Origin of the sequence: Pseudoalteromonas arabiensis (assembly GCF_001550155.1) — a bacterium.
In the GTDB taxonomy this organism is placed as follows: Bacteria; Pseudomonadota; Gammaproteobacteria; order Enterobacterales; family Alteromonadaceae; genus Pseudoalteromonas; species Pseudoalteromonas arabiensis.
On record NZ_LRUF01000008.1, the window covers coordinates 140,069 to 159,918 of the forward strand.

A 19,850-nucleotide genomic window follows, 5' to 3' on the forward strand; every position below is an offset into this window, starting at 1 on the left:
TTAACCACCGATCAACACGGTGGGATTACCAACGATAATTTTGCCGCCATGAGACGTTCCGTCTCCCATTCTAGCTGCTGGCTTTCCGTTTATTTTAACGGTAGATGATCCACTATTAATGCTATCAGGAGGGCCAACACAAATCAGCATATCGCCTTTTCTTGCTGCTGGCATACTACCAATTAATACATTTGATGAACCCGCCACAATTGGGCCACCAACGTGAGGAACTTGTGCAGTTACTTTAGGACAAAGGTGCATATGACCAATTGTTGAAGCGGGTTTACCCATAACCTATTCCTTGTTTTCACATCCATTAATCGTACAGAGGGATAACTTGTAACTTATTAACACTCACAAGCTTCGCTAGCTCTTCTACGATATCATCATAAGATAAGTCGTTTATGATTGAGCTGGTCTGTGTCGCATATTGATATACATAAGAAAGCACATTACTACTGTTCAAATTAGGATGAAGGTTATAAAAAAATTGCTCAGCAAAATAACCATCATGGCCTTTAAAGTAATCAATTGGCAGACTCAAAAAAGGATCATCTGGACGGTTTACCGATAAACACACTAAATGCGGTAAACCATAGCGACAATACACGGTAAAGCCGCTGCTAGCAGCTCCATGAACAGCACCTGTTTGAAAAGTTGTAATCAGTTCCATAGCTTAATTCAGCTTAATCATGCCGGCAGAGAGTGTAATTGCACTGCCATCTACTTTTACATTACTGCCTTTGATATCAATATTTGTGCCTTCAATGGCAATATTACCACTGCTGCTCATCGTTATTTTTGCTGAGCCCGTTTTAATAACAATTTCTTTTCCAGCTTCAATGTTAAGTGTTTTACCCACTTTTAAAGTGTCATTATCGCCAATATCAACCGTACGATTTACTTTTATTTTAGCGTCATCGTTGTTGCCAACTTCTAGAAAACGATCGTTATCAATTTTTTCTTTTTGATCGTTCTTTACATACAATTGTTTGTCTTTTTCTGCTTGCATGTAAACTAATTCGCTGCCTTTTTTATCTTCAAAACGCAGCTCATTAAAGTTATCGGCCCCACCTTCTTTTGTAGAGCGAGTTTTTATACCACTTTGTGTTTTTTCAGCAGGTAAAGCATACGGAGGCATTAGATCGGCGTTATAAACCGCGCCGCTAATAATCGGTTGGTCAGGGTCACCATTTATAAAGTCGACCAACACCTCTTGTCCAACGCGAGGGAAAAAGAATGCGCCCCATTTTTTACCTGCCCAATTTTGAGCAACCCTAATCCAACACGAGCTTTGAGAATCTTTTTTACCTTCACGGTCCCAATCAAATTGTACTTTTACACGACCATACTGGTCGATCATAATTTCATCGGCACTGTCACCCGTCACGATGGCCGTTTGTACACCGTTTATAACAGGTTTATTTTTAATATGGGCTGCACGGTAAGGCACATCTTTTGGAACACATTCAAAGTGATTAGAAAAAACCTCTTCAGTTTGAGATTGTTGTCCGCCAGATTGGTTTGGCACCGTGATCGCGGTTAGCAATGAGGTAATTGCAAATGTTTTGCCCTCTAGGCGCGGATCTTCGTGTTTTTTAAAACTGAACAGTTTACCAACAGAAAAAGATCGGCAGTCACTTCGACCACTACTTAATTTCATATTTCGCTGGAGTGACTCTAGCTGTAACGCAGCTAAATTTGCAGCACGAGGATGTGTTTCTGCTTCGCCTGTGTATTCAAATACTTCTGCAACCGACTGAGTGGGTAAATCAGCTTTAGCGTGATCACCATCTGGGTATCTTGGCGGTTGCTTAAAATCATAACCAATTCGTTTGTAGCTGCCTGGTGCTAAACTTAAGCCACCTTGCCATTTATTGACATGAGACTCGCTTAAATGGCCAGAGCTAAACACAACTTTAGCCTCTGCGCACTCTTCATAGGCAGTGATATCATCCGCAAGAACCAAAGTATGATTACTTTTACTGTGTTCGAAGAAGTAAAAAATCCCTTCTTGTTGTAGTAATCGCTGAATAAAGTCAAAGTCAGATTCTTGATATTGAACACAATATTCATACTTAGGGTACGTTTTAGTGGTGTTATCTTTGAATGCAACATTATGCTGACCAAATAAATCAGCAAAAATATCTTGAATGGTTTTCTTTTGAAAAATACGACTGTTCTTTCTGTTACGCATTGACGCTGCGTAAGGAACAATCGTTGCGTGATAATCAATATAGTTCTTTTGTTCGTCAACATCAGCCGTGCGGCTTCCGTTAGATACCAACTGGCTAACAATACCATGAAAGTATCGCTCACCTGTACCGTCGGCATTTCGAACTTTTATGGAAACAGGCTTACCAACAAGATCTTCATGTGCGATTTGCGTCCCAATAGTGAACATATTCACTGACATCACAAACAAATCTGACATCGATTCTTGTGCGACAAGTCGAGTCAAATACAGTGCGTCTTTGCCTGCTGGGGTGTTTATCTGAATTACATTTTTATCTTGTGTTGCTTTTTGCATTCCTTGCTTCCTATTCCTACAGATCAAAAAAGCTCTGAGTAAAACTCAGAGCTAGTCGGTTTCGCAAAAAATTACATTTGCTGACCTTTAACGCCACTGTAACCATAAACAAGTGGTGCAGTGATGTTGTTTTTATCATCAGTAGGCGTCACTGTCATCATCATTTCAGTGTAGCTGATAGTGATAGTTTCAATTGGGCGATCGTTTTGAACTGATACAGAGTAGCTAGAAATCATTGCATCTGTTAATTCGATTTTCATGATTTCTTCAACTTTATCACCTTGTTTAGTGATATGGAAAACAGCCGGTAAGCCTTTACCAATAGTTGCTTCTTTGAATAAGTCCGGAGACGCTTTATCTTGAAGTTTAGTGATAGTTACATCGCCTAAACGAGTTGAGCTAGACTCACGGTCCATTGCTGTACCAGTGTGAGCTGAAATTTCACGACTTACATTCCAATCTAGTGATAAAACCGTGATTAAGTCTTTGAAAGACTCAGCTGTAGTTTCACCTTTAATTGAACCGTATTTTAAATATGTATTTGCTTGCATATGATAATGCTCCTTTTTAATTTATAAATTTTATCCATTAAACTGGATTATTTACTTTTGGTTACCCAAAATTCCTTTGAAATCACTATCTTTAACTGCGCAACGAAAGGGTCTTCTCAATCCTTTCCCTAGACGAAGACAATGTCTCAATGTTCCATCAATTAATGAAGACGGAGAAATTATAATCCGACTCAAAAAAAGAAACAAGAAAACTTATGATTAATAATTAACTTACTTTAAAATCAAAGTGACCATCATTAATAAATAATGATATCTCATTTAACTGCTCACCTGAAACTATGTTATCAAGTAGCCTCTTCGATAAAAGTGGCAATACATTATTTTGCAACAATGTATGTATATTCCTAGCACCCGAACCAGAGTCATTGCAATTACTAACTATATAATCAATAACGCAATCAGAGTATACAAGCTCAGAATTATAATTATTCTTAACTCGCTTACATATTTTATTCAATTGCAGTCTTGCTATATCTGCAAGAGTACTCTTACTTAATGGAATGTAAGGAATAACATTTATGCGACCAAGAAATGCAGCTTTAAACACATCTAACAAATCATTTTGTAATGCTTTTTGCAGACCGGCAATGCTTGGTGCAGTCTCCTCATCCTCAAATAAGCTCATTGTGGTGTCGGTACCCACGTTAGAAGTCATGATGATGATGGTATTTTTGAAGTCGATATCTCTACCTTCACCATCCTTTATTGTACCTTTATCAAATACTTGATAAAAAATATCGTGAACACCTGGGTGTGCTTTTTCTATTTCATCTAACAAAATTACGCTATAAGGTTTACGACGAATAGCTTCTGTTAGTACACCGCCCTCACCGTAACCAACATAACCAGGAGGAGAGCCAAGTAACAGCGACACTTTATGCTCTTCTTTATACTCAGACATATTAATGATGGTGATATTTTCTTCACTACCATACACTTCGTTCGCTAAAGAGAGCGCAGTTTCTGTTTTACCTACCCCGCTTGGGCCTGCCAACATAAAGATACCATTAGGACGGCTTTCATCGGCTAAATGTGCTTTCGATGTTTGCACAACTTTCGCAATCAGATCGAGTGCATGGTCTTGGCCTACAACACGTTGTTTCATGGTATCAGCAAGTTTTAAAACACTGATAACTTCATCTTCATGCATTTTACCTACAGGAATACCAGTCCAATCAGAAATAACTTGGGCAATTAATTCATCATCGACTTGCCAATGCACCATATTCGAATCAAATTGTGCAAGGTTCTCTTTATACTGCTGCAGTTTCTGAATTTCCTCAGCGTTGTCATTGTCATCATCGTTAAGCGCAGTAAGTACTTCTTTTACGTCTTTAATTAATGACATTTCACTCTCAAATTGCGCTTTTAGAGGTTCAAGCTGCTGAGAGATTTGTTCACTTTTTTCGTTGAGTGTTGCAAGTATCTCGCTGTGATCAAGGCCGGTACGCTGTTCACGGCTTAACATAGCAATTTGAGATTTAATTTCTGACTGCTCGTTTTCTAGCTTTTCAATCGAGTTAGGTTTAGATGCTTGGCTCATAGCAACGCGCGCGCATGCAGTATCAAGTAACCCAACCGCTTTATCTGGCAGTTGTCTGCCAATGATATAGCGATGAGATAAGTTAACAGCGCTTTCTAATGCTTGCTCAGAAATAAATACATTATGGTGTTTTTCCATCACTGGCACTAAGCCACGTAACATAGCAATGGCTTTTTCTGGTGTTGGTTCTTCCACTTTAACAACTTGGAAACGTCTTGCTAATGCAGCATCTTTTTCGAAAAACTTCTTATACTCAGCCCATGTTGTTGCAGCAATCGTTCTTAACTCACCACGCGCTAATGCAGGCTTTAATAAATTTGCCGCATCATTTTGACCCGCTTGGCCACCGCTGCCGATCATGGTGTGTGCTTCATCAATGAAAAGGATGACTGGGTAAGGGGCATTTTTAATTTCTGAAATAAGTGACTTTAAGCGATTTTCAAACTCACCTTTCATACCTGCGCCAGCTTGTAATAGTGCAAGATCTAAAGTATGGATTTTTACATTTTTTAATACTTCAGGAACACTTCCTTGCGCTATACGCAGTGCTAAACCTTCAACTACCGCAGTTTTACCTACCCCAGCTTCGCCCGTTAAAATTGGGTTGTTTTGTCTGCGGCGGGTAAGAATATCGACCATTTGGCGGATTTCAAAATCGCGGCCTAAGATAGGATCAATTTTGCCTGCTTTAGCTTGCGCCGTTAAATCAACCGTAAACTGATCGAGATTAGGTGTTTTCGATGACACATTTACCGGCGCATCTTGTTGTGTCTGTGAAGCAGGGTTTACCTCATTCGACTTAGTAACAAGTTCTGGCCAAGCATGTAAAAGTTGCCCTGCATCAATTTTATTGAACTCTTTACTACAACGGCTGACAACGCTTGCTAACGTATCGTCTTTCACTAGCGTATAAATAATGTAGGCACTGCGTATTTGTGTGTCTGTAAACTCAATGCTTGTACTTAGCCAAGTTTGTTTCAATAAGCTTGTCACATGAATTGATAAACTAGGTGATGAGTTACACCCTGTTTTATGCGATTCAAGTGACTTATTTAAGTCGTGCTTAAGTTTGTCTTCATCAATATCGTAAGCACTTAAAATGAGTCTAAGGTCATCAACTTGCTGTTCAAGCAATGCTAAAATCCAATGCTCTAGTTCAACAGTAAAATGGCTGCGGCTATTACAAATAGCAACAGCTAGCTCAAGACTTTTTTTACATTCAGGACTTAGCTTTTCAACTAGTTTATTTAGTGTCATGGTAGACATAATATTTCCTTGTATTTATTTATCCTTTAAACGACAACTCAGTGACGTTTCCCTTACGAACACCACTTTGCGGTAAAAGAAAGCTATTACAGCCTAATTGAAAACGCTCTTCTTTTAGTTGTGTTGCATCTAATTCATAAAAATTCGACTTAATAACCAGCTCATGTTGAACTTGATTACCGAGAAAATCTTTCGTTATTTTGTGTGCCAGATCGTATAAATCTCTGCGCGGCAAAAGACGCGTTGTTTGCTTTGCATCTTTTGGTTTAACAATCACTTTTACTTTTGTAGAAATATCCCATACTTGCTTTCCTGCCATCGCATCAACACCTAAACGCGCATGCTTTGCATTAAAACCCGTACTGGTTATTTGTGTTTGTTCGCTTTGTTTTAATGGTTGCCACTGGCCAACAAACTGCGCAATCTCAACATCACAATCGAGATAGAAAGCGAGAATATTTCGCAAATCAGCAGCATTACGTGCTCTTCGGCTAAATAAGCCACCAAAATACAACTGGTGCGGGGCACGACCGCCGCTTAGCAAAGATAAGATCTTTGTATGTTGATCATGCTCTTTATTGGCAAAGTTAAGTGTGGGCTTATACTTCTTCCAAGCACGATAATATAAAGAGACTAAGCGATGATTAAACATGTCATAGAAATCACGCATGGTTGTATCTTTAAAGCGCAACCTTTGCATCACCAGCTCACTATAAAAATGAGGCAACGCACCAGAGCATCCCGTCATTCCCATAAATGAGACTTCCATATTAAATTTTGTGGCGCCTTCGTATGTTCCTGATGATTTTAGGTTTGTGATCGCATTGCCGGCAAAACCAAATTTTTGAGTGGCCGAAAAACGAATAAGTTCTAGTTTAGGGTGACTGTCATAGCCAACCTTACGATACTGCTGCGCAGATTCTTGTAACTGTGATTCAATAATGAATACGGCTTTATAAAAATCAGTTTGAGTTGCACTGTGCAGTAACTTATCAATCATAGTAAAACCCCAGAACCAACCCGAGCAGGCCATTGATGGTAAACTCGATCTTGCTCTTTGAGTTTTAAACTCAAACGGGTGAAGCTATTAATTGAAGCAAATTGTGAGAAAAAACAATCTAAAACAGATGCAAAAAAGAATACACCACTGCCCGAGAAGTCATCATTTGCAAAGGTAATTTCGATATCTGTGCCAGATGCAAACGCCACTCGACCATTTTGCACTACACGCGCCGTTGCTGGCTCAATCTTTACATTGTAGATATTATCGATCATGCCTTTTGATTGTGGCGTTGCTTTGAAATCATATAATCGAAGTGTTTCTTTCAACTTATCGACTGCGTTTTCACCGCTAAATGAATCAATGGTAAGGTGATTAATTAACTGCCAACGCGTGCTACTTCCTAATACCGGTCTGACTGCGTGAGTAGGTGCCACTAAACACCTAATTTTTTTAATTACATCGCCCCGTTTTGGCATAGACAAACCAAGTTCATCATCACCAAACGGTAAGCTTGCTGGCAGATTTCGGTTACTGCATTGAGCGCGCACGGTTAACACACTATTGCCTTCACTCAGCTCTTGGGCGCTATTTTCAAAGCCACCATTAACTAAAGATAAATAGGTTTCTGTTCCCGCCTCTGCATAGCCGCCAGCCCATAAAGCGGTTTCACGGCGTGTATGCCAAAATAGATCTTTATGTTCTTGATATTTAGGGTGTGTTTGCCCATAAAAAGGCGTAACGATTTGTTTATTACCTTTATGGTCAAATGCCACGACTTCTTCAATGCTTATGATTTCAGATATTTCAGAATCGATATAACGTGGTGCAAGCTTGTACTCGTACTCACTTAGCTCAGGTCTGATCGGCTCAATTTCCTGCTCAAACATATTAATAATGGGTGTGCATCCCAATAAGAACATGTCTTTATCAACCTGTTTTTCTAACTCTGTAGATTCTGTATCTAAATAGAAATACAAGGTCGTTGTGTTTGAATCACGCGGCAACACATGGCGAATATTTTGTAATTCGAAAAATTTAAACTTTTCAGGAAAGATAAAGTGTTCAACCAATAACCTAAAGCCAGATGAAGAGCGCAATGAATAAGGCACTACAGCCTCATCGTGCTCAAAACCAACAGGCTTTAAATGCTCATTTGACAGATAGTGAACACCTTCATCGCCATTATCAACGGCAATACCAATACAGTGTTTAAATAATAATTCGTACACTTTTAACGAAAAATGCCACTGCCCGTGTATAAATACTTTTAGATTATTAAGCTCAGTCTCATGCAGCGGTACTCCTTCGTACTCACCTGTGAGCTGTACTTTGAAAATGGCTTTTGCAGGCTCATTCCAAGTTGGTTTTGGTGCAATAAACGGACTATTATCAAATTGAGCCGCCGTGATTTCAACTGGCCAAAGGTTGGTGTCAAAGCAGCTTTTAAACTTACACTGCTTCATGTTTTCAACATTGGTCTCGACTTCACTTCCTCTCGGTATGACGATACCGGTTGTCGATAAGTTTTCTGACTCAAGCTTAATAACAGACAATGAAGGGATAGGCGCTTGGTAATCAGGATAAAGCTGACCTAATAGTGCATCTGTAAGTTCAGGAAAACTATCATCAAGCTTTTGTCTGATGTTGGCTGTCAAAAACGCAAATGATTCAATCAACCTTGAAACATGAGGATCTTCAATCGTTTCATCACTGAGCTTTAGTCTTCCAGCAACCTTTGGGTACTTCTCAGCAAAGTCTTTACCTAAGTGGCGAACATACGCCAACTCACGGTTGTAATATTTTAATAATTCATCATTCATAGTGAAGACTCGAAAATTTTCATGCCAAGGCTAACCGGCTCAACCTCAGAGTTAAAACTAATAAACTCAGGCTCAGGATCGGCATATAACAATGCATTTATTCTTAGGTTTAAAACACGATTAATTGGCAACTCTTCGTCAACTAACACTTCAACTTCAATGAAACGCGGCTCAAATCGTAAAATGGCATCGCGTACTTTTTCGCACAACACGAGTCGCCCTTCATGAGAGCTCACAGACATACTCGAAAAGTCGGGGAGCCCATAAGATAAGCAAGATGTCGCAAGCTCAGTATACTGACTAGGCCATGTATGCCATTGAATACGAGCATTAAGCAAAGCTTCCATATCTCGTCGCACTGAATTTTTTAACTGAGATAAACTAATTCCATCCGTTCTTTGTGGCGACTCCTGAATTTCAGGTTCATCGTCAATTAAACGGTCTAGAATCGAAGCTTTAAGTGACTGTTTGCTTTCAATCATGATTATGCGAACACTGCTTAAGCGATGAAACGACCAAGGTCAGAAATAAGAATGGCTTCATCATTTGCATAAAACATTTTCATTCCTTTACCTTGAATCAAGTTTTCGCTTAATTCTTGCCATTCAGTGACTTGCCCTAGCTTCTCAAGCTCCGTTTCAGAATACGGATAAACGAGAGGGATATGAGCTGTACCACTTGGGCCATTTTTGATGATAACTTCAGCGCGCAACCAAATTTGTTCAACAATTGAATCAACAGGTTCGAACTCAAGCTTTTCTATTTCATCAAAGCGAGCTAAATAAAACTCACCGTTCGTTCCAAGTATCTCTAAGTACGGATTAATCGAATCATCTAGGTCACGGATGGCAGCTTGTTGATCTTCAACTGTGTTAGTACGAAGCTGCTCAACTTGCGCTGCAATTTCAGTTGCTTTATCAATATCGTTAGCTAGTAAGTTGATATGCATTTCAAGAAAAGCTTCATCTAGCTCATTCGCATCATGAAATAACTTGGGTGCAGCTTTACCCGCGTAAAAGTCTTGTCTTGCTTGCTCTGCTCTAATCAGGTGTCTTAAATTAACAGCGCCTACAGCAAATTCTGGTGACTTGGTGACCATAAAATCAAGCTGTTTATCTGCCTTTTCTAATTCACCATTGACACATAACAATTCCGTGTAAGCACTTCTGATGTCAAAATTAAGCGGATCATCTTTTAATTTTTCAGCACAATACTCAAGTGCTTCTGTTAATTTTCCGTTTCTGATGAGTGCATGGATCTCTCTCATTTTTATTCCTTTATTTGGTGGTGAGGACTGAGCTCAGTCACTAATTTGATACTCGATATCATTTGATCAAGTTGAAAATGCGGCTGTAGTTGCAAAACTGAAAAATAATGCCCTGGCCTCGATTTATTTTCGGTCACTCTCACTTTTGCATTCGCAAGTGGGTATTTACTACGAATATGCTCAGACGCGGAGTCAGACGCCGTAGTGTAATTATTGACCCACGATTGCAACCCTTGCTCACATGCTTGTGCTGTGCTGTACGAGCCAACACGGTCACGGGCAAGTAATTTTAAATAATGGGCAAACCGTGACACACATAAAATATACTGCAGCATGGATGACAGGCGCGCATTGACAGTTGAAACTTCACTGTCGTAGTACTTAGCCTGTTGTACCGAAGCATTACTATAAAAAACTAAGTGTTCAGTATTTGTCACAGATGATGCAGGGATAAAACCTAACTCAGAGAATTGTTTTTCTAATTTACTCGTTACAATTAAATCCAGCGGTGGTTTCGCTTCTTTTCTGTAAACATCTGTCGAATAATAGTTTTTCGTAAGGCCGGTGACGATGCCTTTGGAAACCTTACCAGGCTCAATACCACGAATTTGACCAAACCAACCACTTTCAGAGTAAGCACGCACAAGCGTTAATACAAACTGATAAGCTGCATTGCCCCAAAGCATTTCGGTTTCTGGGCTGGTTATTCGTTCTTGATAAGCAAAATCTTGGTTGCGAGTGCCATCATTTTTATAAGGGGCACGCGCCAGCACATGGGGTAAAACAAGGCCTACAAAGCGTGAATCTTCCATCTGCCGAAAGCTTCGCCATTTAACATATTCAACTTGCTCGAATTGATTATACAAATCGAAGTAATAGCCAAGATCAGCAAAACTATCGGCACCAAATAAGTTTGCCGAAGCTGAACTTATAAAAGGTGAAAAAGAGGCAGCGGCTACTTTAGATATTTCTTTTAACGTATCTATGTCGTTATAAATCGTCCCTTTTGTATACCCATTGGTAATTTCATAATCACCAATAAGCACACCAAATGGCTCTCCACCTGGACGGTCAAATTCATTTTGATAAATAAGTTGAAAGAAACTACTTTGATCAAAGTCGATTGCTTTATTTACATCACGAGATAGCGTAATCCAATCGCAATTAAGTACACGCAACTTCACTTTTTTTTCTTTGTCGTGAAGTTCGGTTTGTCCTACTAACCACCACAAATTACGCCAACTTGCTTCTAAGCGTTGTAATTGTGGGTGATGCAAAATGTGATCTAATTGCTTAGATATAAGTGCGTCTATTTTGACAATGGTATGTTGTAAATACGAACCAACTGATTCTTTGTTCCATATTAATGGTGAATCTGATGAGCCTTCAAGCCATAGCAACAGTGCCTTATAGGTGTCTTTCTCGTTGAGAAAACGTTCCAATAAAGCACTGTTATCACATATATTAGATGCTGTATTGTGATTCAATACAGCATCTGATTCTATGAATGAAAACTCTTCAGAGTTCATTTTGCATCATCCTTAATGCACATAGGTATTAGCCAATCTCAGGGATCTTCGCTACTAATCTTAGTGACGAAGTTAGCTCTTCCATTTGCAACCATGGACGTAACCACGCAACAGCGTTGTACGCACCAGGTTGACCTGGTATTTCTTTTACAGACACTTTTGCATCCGCTAATGGGTAACGTGCACGGATATCTTGACCACCACCCTCAGTCGCATTCACGTATGACAGGATCCAACGGTTTAACCAAGACTCAACGTCTTCTGCTTCCATGAAGCTACCAATTTTATCGCGTGCCATTACTTTTAAGTAATGAGCAAAACGAGATGTTGCCATCAAGTAGGGTAGACGTGCTGAAATTGCAGCATTTGCTGTTGCATCTGGGGTTGAGTAAACTTGTGGTTTCTGACAAGACTGGCCACCAAAGAATACCGCATAATCAGTATTTTTATAATGACAAAGCGGTAAGAAACCAAGTTTGCTTAGCTCTGCTTCACGACGGTCAGTAATACCGATTTCAGTTGGACATTTAAGATCCGGATCACCATCATCACTGGTGAAAATATGGGTTGGTAAGCCTTCAACTTTACCGCCACCTTCCGCTCCACGGATAGCTGTACAGAAGCCATACTGAGAGAAAGCTTTTGTCATGTTAGTCGCCATTGCGTATGCCGCATTACTCCAACAGTAATCACCATTATCAGTATTCACAGAACGGCCATCAATCGGATCAACAGTGAACTCTTCAAAGTTAAACTCTTCTACTGGCTTAGACGCCGCACCGTAAGGTAAACGAGATAAGAAGCGTGGCATAGTAAGCGATACAAAGCGAGAATCATCGCTGTCTCTGAACGAGCGCCATTTAGTGTATTCAAGTGACTCAAATACCTTTTCTAGATCTCTAGGTTTTGTTAGCTCTTCCCAGCTGTCAAAACCGAATAAAGAAGGTGATGACGCAGAAATAAACGGACAGAAACCTGCTGCTGCAACATTAGACATTAAGCTTAATGTTTCTACATCTTCTGGGTGATTTGTGAATTCAAAGTCACCAACAATCGTGCCGTAAGGTTCACCACCTGGTGTACCAAACTCTGATTCATAAATCTTTTTAAATGTCTGGCTTTGGTCAAACTCAACCGCTTTACTTAAATCTTTATGAAGTTCTTTTTTCTTCATGTTAAGCACGCGTATTTTAAGCGTTGAGCTGGTCTCTGAGTTCATCACTAAGTGACTTAGACCACGCCATGAACCTTCAAGCTTTTGGAAGTCTTCGTGGTGCATAATGACGCTAAGCTGTTTTGATATTTTTTGATCAATCAGCTGAATGGCTTCATTAAACGTCACTGTCATGTTTTTATTCCATTGCACAGTGCCCTTCAATGCTTCTTCAGTTAGCGTACGTAATAACTCTTCCGCTCTGCTTGCATCAGTTTGTTTTGTTGCGCCAATCGCTTGCGTTAATAACGACGCCGACTCTGTTGTTGCTGTATTTTCTACATCTTGTGCTAACGTTTCGGTGCTCATTTTTCAGACTCCTCAACTTTTAATTCCTTCGCAATAGAGTCAAGACTCGCTGTGTTGCTCAGTACTTCTTCTAACACATTCTCTAACTCTTCAGAGCGGTCAATCTTTGTCATTAAGTCACGTAACTTGTTGCGTGTTTCCATTAGGTTACGTAATGGTTCAACTTGGTTAACAACAGCCGCAGGCTCAAAGTCATCAATCGTTTTAAAGTTCAGATCAACACTGAATTGTGAGCCATCATCCGTTAAAGTGTTGTCTACATTTAACTGCAGCGAAGGGCTCATTTTCTTTAAAACATCATTGAAATTGTCACGGTCAATTTGAATAAATCGTCTGTCTTTTAATGGCTTTAATACTTCTTTATTGTGGCCAGAAAAATCACCCATTACACCAACAACAAAAGGGAGTTCTTTTTTTACAACTGCGCCTTCAGTTTCTACATCATAGGTAATGTGGACTCGTGGTTTACGAACACGTTTTAATTTGTCGTGGATACTCATTCAAAACTCCTTTTACTCGGTTTCTGTTTCGCTAACTTTGATGCCAGACAGCTTAAAGTATCCAGTCCTAGCATCACTATCGGTTATTAATTCATTTAATAGCTCTGGTAACGACAATTCGCTCCATCGAATAACTTGCTCAATGGTATAAGACATAGGTGAATGTGGTTCTGTCTTTCTAAAATAGAGAGCTATTTCTTGTAATTTTTTAATTGCGCCTTCGCGGCTGGTGATTGCACCATTATCACTTTTGCTAGTGCTCGCTGAAGACGACTCTTGAGACTCATCTTCCTCAGCAATATCTTGTTGTTCTTCTAAAACTTGCTGTTCAAGCGCAGACAGTTTATCTGCACCAAGATGAAGTACAGCATTTAAACATTGTTCAAGCGCTTGTTTAATATAAGAAGTTGGCTGTGATTGGTTTGTTGCTTTATCAAGTGATGCACTCAGTTGTAAAAACTCTGTCAGCGCATTTTCAATGCCATTCTTTAAATCAACAAAATACTCAACGGGCGTTTCTTGGGCGCCTTTTTCGATGACATCAAAATCAATAGCACCTTGCGCTATTTTCTTTTCACGTTTTTCATCACTTAACCTAGAGGTGTCATAAGCTTGTTGATATTCCCAGAAAGTAAAAGGTTCATAGTTATGGCTTTCTGTCAGAGGAATACTTTTAATAGGGATAATTAGCGCACCTTCACTGGCAACACCATTTAAACCTATTAATGCAGAGACTTTATCTGATATCTCGTCGTCTTCATCCAGTAATGGGTATAATTCGTCGAAATGATTTTCGATAAGCTCATGCGCGGCACGAAAAGCAAAGGCTAAGCCTTTGAAACCGTGTACTCTACACATTGCTTCAATAAACCAAGCTAAGTATTCAATATCTTTACTTTCGGTTTTTAACGCATTGCTACATTGGTCAAGTAATGGCAACCAATCACGTGCTATAGATGCAATTCCTTCATCATCAACAAGCGCTAAGCGCTCAGCTGCACGCAACTGATTTCTTAAATCTTTCAGAGAATAATACGTTGATGTTGGAGACACATCTGAGCGAGGTTCAATACCCGCAAAATGATCTTCTGAGATGGGGGCTATATATTCTTCAAGTGTGAACATTCCATTGCCTTTATTACCTTCCATTTTACACCTAAAAAAGAAACGATATGGTATATTACATTTCTTATTTAAGATTACAAGAGAACATCGCTCTTATAAATACACAATTTCAATTATAACAACCAAAATAAATAATAAAACCATATTTATGATGGAGTTAATAAAAATAACAAAACTTACTTTCTTGACAACATCGGGATAGTCAAATCATCAAGCGTTAACTTTTGATTAGCACAAGAGTTAACCCCTTCATTCTTCACTAAAATAAATGTCACATTATCTTTTGCGCCACGCACAAGCGAAGAGTGAATTAGTGCCATGCCAGAATCAATAATATTTTTTGGTTCTAACGCCAGACTTATCTCTGAGTCGTTCAATTCTCCAGTTAAGCCATCCGAACAGAGCAAAAAGATGTCTTCGCTGCGCAAATCACCTTCTTTAAAATCAACATCAACTTCGTCTTGCACACCTACAGCACGCGTTATCACATTCGCTAGAGGGTGATGCCTTGCTTCTGCTTCAGATAAAACACCTTCATCGATAAGGTCATTGACTTGACTGTGGTCCCGAGAGACTTGTGATAAGCCACCGTTACGGTATAGATAAATGCGACTATCCCCCACCCACAGTACATAGTATTTGTCATCCTTCAACAGCAAAACGGTGACCGTGCTCCCTGCGGTTTTATTCGATAGGTAGTCAGTGCTGTACTCAAACAACTTTTGGTTTGCTTTTTTTATCGCGTTAATAAGGATGACTGTTGATATGGAAGAAGCAGGTAATGACTCTACTTCATTTTTAATCACATCAACAACCATTTGGCTTGCAAAATCACCAGCCTCATGGCCGCCCATACCATCAGCGACAACCCAAATATTAAACTTATTTAGCTCAACATAAGCATCTTCGTTTAACTGCCTTACTGCACCTCGATGAGACACCGCATAACTTGTATAATTTTTATTCACGCTCTCTTACCTGAGTATAATTCCACTCCCAATGCTGCCATCGGCCATCTAGCATTGCTGCAACCTGATTAACAGGCGGTAATCCAGCAGTAATAAATACCACTGGTTTGATGTTTATCGAACCATGTGTCCACCAAACACTGTAATCGCCATACTTACTTGAGAGTAAGCTATGTAAAACGTCCTCTAATGATTCGTCGCCAAGCTCAACCCCTTGAAACTCAAAAGCTATCGCTGATTTGTTTTCATCTGGTGAAGTATGCTTACTAAAACGTTTTTTAGTCACAGGCGTATTTTGCAATGTACCCAGCACTTTTTTACGCCACACGCTTAAGTCAACACTCTCTTCAAGAACAGATAGCACTGCATCCTCGTACTCCAATGAAAGCAAGTTTGAATGTAAAGCCTTCATTGGTAACTGCTGCGTGTCTAGCACGACGGTAAACGGGTAATGCCTGCCAACGGCATCAACACTTGGCAGTAATGTGCCTACTTTTCTATCCTCGGTGACGACATTTTCACATAATGCAAAATGCCACACAGGGCTGGTCAAGTATCGCTCCTGCCACTGTGAACCGAGCTGCTCTTTGCTTACAGCAATAGCAGCTTGTAACCAATGTTCCCAATGCTCACTAAATTGCTGACAAATGCCATCTTGGACAAAATCACCTAGAAAAGGGACCTTACCCAAGTAGCCTAACTTTAAAGCCTGGTCGGACATGAAAAACTCTCTATACTTGCGTTCCAGAATGGATGTCTAATCGATTTTGGCAGTAACTCAACTGTCGCATTATTTCCTTGCAATGAAAATTGCAGCTGTAAATCCTTTTCTGTCTGTGCTCTTTTCGCCTGTAAGTCATCTAACATGCGATACAAAGACCATTCACCCTCGTAGCTGGCATTGATAGTGCGTCCTCCATATGGTGGAGTAAACACAATACGCGTTTTATTTTGAGCGACATCACCAGGCCAAACGATGCTTTTAACTTTAGGTGGACCATGACGATAAATCATTGATTGACCATCTATCTCAAGCATGAAACTGGAAACTGTTTGATCTAACTTTAATGGTTTTAAACCAAACTCAATGCGCGGTGTTTTGCTGTTACCATCAAAAAATACTTCGCGAATTTTGGCGGCTTTTTCAAACATTTCTAATGCTGACTTGCTTACACCGATATTCTTTTCGAATCGCCAAGGGCTCTTACTGGTGTCGACACTTGGTGCGATATAAGTATTAAAAAAGCTATCGATTGTGCCATCTGGACCAAAAAAGTCTGAGAAATCTTTAAGATTTACCTCTTTAGATGAAGTCGAAACAAACGGATAACGACCCACAATTGCATCGTTGTACTCACGTAAAACAGTACTTTTCCATATTTCATTCAAGTGACGATTTGCACTGCTTCTGGTGATATTTGATGTATCTTGACTGATATTCAATAACCAATTGTTCGCAGGATAAGGTAACCCTTTACTCTGGAACTCTAATTGACTAAGGAACTCAGGCTTACTCTTACCACTTAATTGATTTTTTACAGATGATTTTAGTAACCCGCCTCTATCAAGTTGATTTAAGTAAATATTTAACTCTCTTAAACTTGCTTGAATTTGCTCAAGTTGCTGCTCATCAATTTCTAAAATATCACTAAAGGCTTCTTCAACCTGATAACCCGGAAGCTTTATATCAAACTGTGGTGCTTCATTTGGCAAATAACGCTTAAGTCTATTAGCCTTAGTATGCATTGCAACTTCAGCGGCATTCGCCGCAACCTTACCGGCTGCCTTTTGATTTTCTGAAATAGGTAGCTTAGTTAAACGCACATTCTTTTGTACGGTGGTAATAATATTTTTTATTGGAGTTTCTGGACCCGCCAACACATCAGTAACTCTGACGCCTTCATTAGGTGAGTTAAACTCATTTAGCGAAAGTTCATTAATAAACGAGCGCCAATAATAGATGTAATCTTGGAAATATTTCTGTTCAAGCTTTTTCTCTATATCTGCTTTCGAAATATCATAGGTCCCTGACGCTTCTTCACCATACACCCAGCTACTTGCCATCAAGTTACCCAACATCTTACTTTTCTCAACATTGAAGATGCCATGATAGCCATTATAAGTATAAAGACCTGGGATACTTTTCATGATTGAGTCTGAGTTTTGGAAGCTAAACTGTTTCGCACTTTCATAGCTGATAATGTCAGTTAATTTGAAAGGCGGAATGCTGCTGTCGATAAAGTCAGCTTGCAACCTTTGATAAGCACGCTCTGCAATAGGTAACTTAGTTAGCTCCGCTCGTGCTAATCGCACAGCTTGATGATCAATTTCTGATTCAGAGAAACCATGCTCTAACAATGCTTTTGTATGCTCAAATAATTCAGCACGTGTTTGGAAATTAACATCGCCTGGTAAGTTTCTCTCGTAATATGCACTAAACCAAGCAAGCACATCTTCATTATTGTAATGCTCAGGTTCAAAGAACATTAAATAACAACGTAAGGTTTCGTAGAGATAACTTAAATAATCAGCCTGCTCTGTCATCTCAGAGGTCAGCGCATTTAATAAGTAAGGCTCTAAGTATGTTTTTAATGAACGTATATATGCTTTTTGCGAAGCCTCCGTGAGAGGTTCTACTTTGCTAAAGCCATAAGCTTCAAAATCATCGGCTTCTAACTGATTAACCGGGAAATTTTTAAGCATATTAAAGCGCTGATTTAGCACAATTAAGTTCGCTTTATCGACCGTATTTTGATCAAGAGCTTGATACTCACTGAGCGCATTATCGGTTTTGCTGATAAGCTCATTGTTCCACGAAAAGCTCACATACCAAGAAATACTCAAGCCTAATAAAACAACACTCGTTACGGCTAAGCAAGATATACGTAGCCACTTGTTCTGCTTTTCATGGTGTTTGTTAGTGCTTGCTAAGTTTTGCTCAGGAAAAATGACTTTTTCTAATAAGCGTTTAATAAAGAAGCTTCTTGTCTGATTAATATAATCTTTCTTTACCGTACTTTGCTCGTTTAACAGGTTTGAAGGCACGCCTTCTTGAGTCGAACTTGTTAAATAAACACCGCGGAATATTGGCAGGCTCTCGTATGCATTAGGTGTGAAAATTTCTTTTAAGAATGAATAACCGACATTTTGTAAAACACGAAGCTGTTTAGGAAACTCAAAGATCTTCGATCTATTCGTTAGATCATGTTCATTGATCAAACGTCGATTAAGTAATGTTGTTAAATTAGAGATAAGCGCGTGAAACTCTTTATTAAATGCATCCATTTGATTGTCAGAGTTAGCATCAAGCTCGAAAGTAACACCCCAAACTTGCTCACACTCTTCATCACTGAGTTCACAAAAGAACTCTCTAAACCCTTCAATTAAGTCAACTTTTGATAAAATAACATACACGGGGAATGTCATTCCAAGTTGACTTTGTAGCTCTTGTAAGCGCTGTTTAATGGCGCGTGCGTGTAAGTTTCTCTCTGTTTTTGTTTGGTTCATTAATTCAGAGATGCCCATACTAATCACCACACCATTAATAGGTCTTTTCGGGCGGTACTTTCTTAATAAGCCTAAAAATCCTTGCCATGCTTTCGCATCATGTAGAGCATGACTATTTTGTGTTGTATAGCGCCCTGCGGTGTCAATAATCACGGCTTTATTGGTGAACCACCAGTCACAGTTTCGCGTTCCGCCCACACCATGCACTAAATCAGTGCCAAGCTTATCTTTTAACGGAAAATCAAGACCTGAGTTATTGATGATATTTGTTTTACCAGCACCAGGAGGGCCAATCATGATATACCAAGGCAATTGGTAGATGTTTCGCCCGTTGAATAACTTAGCATTCTTAAGTAATTCAATTGCCTCAACCATACGTGCTTTTAATGTTTTGATCTCCTCTTGGATTTCATCGCCAGCACCTTCATCAACCTCAATTAGTTCTTCGGCCATGCTTTCGTTGCGTTTATTTTGCTTTCTTAGATGCAATAGCTTGGTTAAGGTATAAATTAATAAAATAGCAAGTATCAGAATCGCGCGTGCCGCAACACTTGCCAAAGGAGTGTAATCAGCAATAGAGATCAATGGACCGCCAAACCAGATCAACAAGAAGAGCGCTATAAAGCCAATTACAATCATAACTTTACGAGAGGTAAGCGCGTACATAGCACGCTTGCACTTTTGAATAAAACTCATTG

General features: G+C 39.5%; 16 protein-coding genes. All 16 read right to left on the reverse strand.

The genetic code is table 11. The annotated features are described in order from the left end of the window. The 16 genes from PAARA_RS03285 to tssM all read right to left on the reverse strand — a co-directional run bounded on the left by PAARA_RS03285 (position 1) and on the right by tssM (position 19,848). Positions 1-291, reverse strand: coding sequence for a PAAR domain-containing protein (locus PAARA_RS03285; RefSeq protein WP_062567648.1), 291 nt, complete (start codon positions 289-291; stop codon positions 1-3). Between the two features lie 25 nt (positions 292-316). Next, entirely contained in the window at positions 317-673 is a 357-nt protein-coding gene (locus PAARA_RS03290; protein ID WP_062567649.1) for a hypothetical protein, read from the reverse strand. A gap of 3 nt (positions 674-676) precedes the next feature. After that, a complete protein-coding gene (locus tag PAARA_RS03295) occupies positions 677-2,530 on the reverse strand; it encodes a type VI secretion system Vgr family protein (protein ID WP_062567650.1) in 1,854 nt (617 codons plus the stop codon). A gap of 71 nt (positions 2,531-2,601) precedes the next feature. Further along, positions 2,602-3,081, reverse strand: coding sequence for an Hcp family type VI secretion system effector (locus PAARA_RS03300; RefSeq protein WP_062567651.1), 480 nt, complete (start codon positions 3,079-3,081; stop codon positions 2,602-2,604). A gap of 226 nt (positions 3,082-3,307) precedes the next feature. After that, entirely contained in the window at positions 3,308-5,911 is a 2,604-nt protein-coding gene (tssH, locus tag PAARA_RS03305; protein ID WP_062567652.1) for a type VI secretion system ATPase TssH, read from the reverse strand. Positions 5,912-5,930: 19 nt separating this feature from the next. Continuing rightward, a complete protein-coding gene (gene tssG, locus PAARA_RS03310; RefSeq protein ID WP_062567653.1) occupies positions 5,931-6,911 on the reverse strand; it encodes a type VI secretion system baseplate subunit TssG in 981 nt (326 codons plus the stop codon). Continuing rightward, on the reverse strand, positions 6,908-8,734 hold the full coding sequence (gene tssF, locus PAARA_RS03315) for a type VI secretion system baseplate subunit TssF (RefSeq protein ID WP_062567654.1): 1,827 nt from the start codon (positions 8,732-8,734) through the stop codon (positions 6,908-6,910). The genes tssG and tssF overlap by 4 nt, the downstream gene beginning before the upstream one ends. Next, on the reverse strand, positions 8,731-9,216 hold the full coding sequence (gene tssE / locus PAARA_RS03320; protein WP_062567655.1) for a type VI secretion system baseplate subunit TssE: 486 nt from the start codon (positions 9,214-9,216) through the stop codon (positions 8,731-8,733). The genes tssF and tssE overlap by 4 nt, the downstream gene beginning before the upstream one ends. Positions 9,217-9,233: 17 nt before the next feature. After that, positions 9,234-10,001 carry a type VI secretion system accessory protein TagJ gene (locus PAARA_RS03325; RefSeq protein ID WP_062567656.1) on the reverse strand — a complete coding sequence of 256 codons (768 nt, stop codon included), beginning with the start codon at positions 9,999-10,001 and terminating at the stop codon, positions 9,234-9,236. A 2-nt stretch (positions 10,002-10,003) separates the two neighbouring features. Continuing rightward, positions 10,004-11,530 carry a type VI secretion system contractile sheath large subunit gene (gene tssC / locus PAARA_RS03330; RefSeq protein WP_062567657.1) on the reverse strand — a complete coding sequence of 509 codons (1,527 nt, stop codon included), beginning with the start codon at positions 11,528-11,530 and terminating at the stop codon, positions 10,004-10,006. A gap of 28 nt (positions 11,531-11,558) precedes the next feature. Continuing rightward, on the reverse strand, positions 11,559-13,052 hold the full coding sequence (tssC, locus tag PAARA_RS03335) for a type VI secretion system contractile sheath large subunit (RefSeq protein WP_062567658.1): 1,494 nt from the start codon (positions 13,050-13,052) through the stop codon (positions 11,559-11,561). Then, positions 13,049-13,552, reverse strand: a complete 504-nt coding sequence (gene tssB, locus PAARA_RS03340; RefSeq protein WP_062567659.1) for a type VI secretion system contractile sheath small subunit — start codon at positions 13,550-13,552, stop codon at positions 13,049-13,051. Before tssB ends, tssC (PAARA_RS03335) begins: the two co-directional genes overlap by 4 nt. A 12-nt stretch (positions 13,553-13,564) precedes the next feature. Further along, positions 13,565-14,677, reverse strand: a complete 1,113-nt coding sequence (gene tssA, locus PAARA_RS03345; protein WP_062568151.1) for a type VI secretion system protein TssA — start codon at positions 14,675-14,677, stop codon at positions 13,565-13,567. A 176-nt stretch (positions 14,678-14,853) separates the two neighbouring features. Beyond that, complete coding sequence (locus PAARA_RS03350) at positions 14,854-15,645, reverse strand: Stp1/IreP family PP2C-type Ser/Thr phosphatase (protein ID WP_062567660.1); 792 nt, start codon at positions 15,643-15,645, stop codon at positions 14,854-14,856. Next, on the reverse strand, positions 15,638-16,366 hold the full coding sequence (tagF, locus tag PAARA_RS03355; RefSeq protein WP_062567661.1) for a type VI secretion system-associated protein TagF: 729 nt from the start codon (positions 16,364-16,366) through the stop codon (positions 15,638-15,640). The genes PAARA_RS03350 and tagF overlap by 8 nt, the downstream gene beginning before the upstream one ends. Beyond that, entirely contained in the window at positions 16,348-19,848 is a 3,501-nt protein-coding gene (gene tssM, locus PAARA_RS03360) for a type VI secretion system membrane subunit TssM (protein WP_062567662.1), read from the reverse strand. Before tssM ends, tagF begins: the two co-directional genes overlap by 19 nt. Between the last annotated feature and the right edge of the window lie 2 nt (positions 19,849-19,850).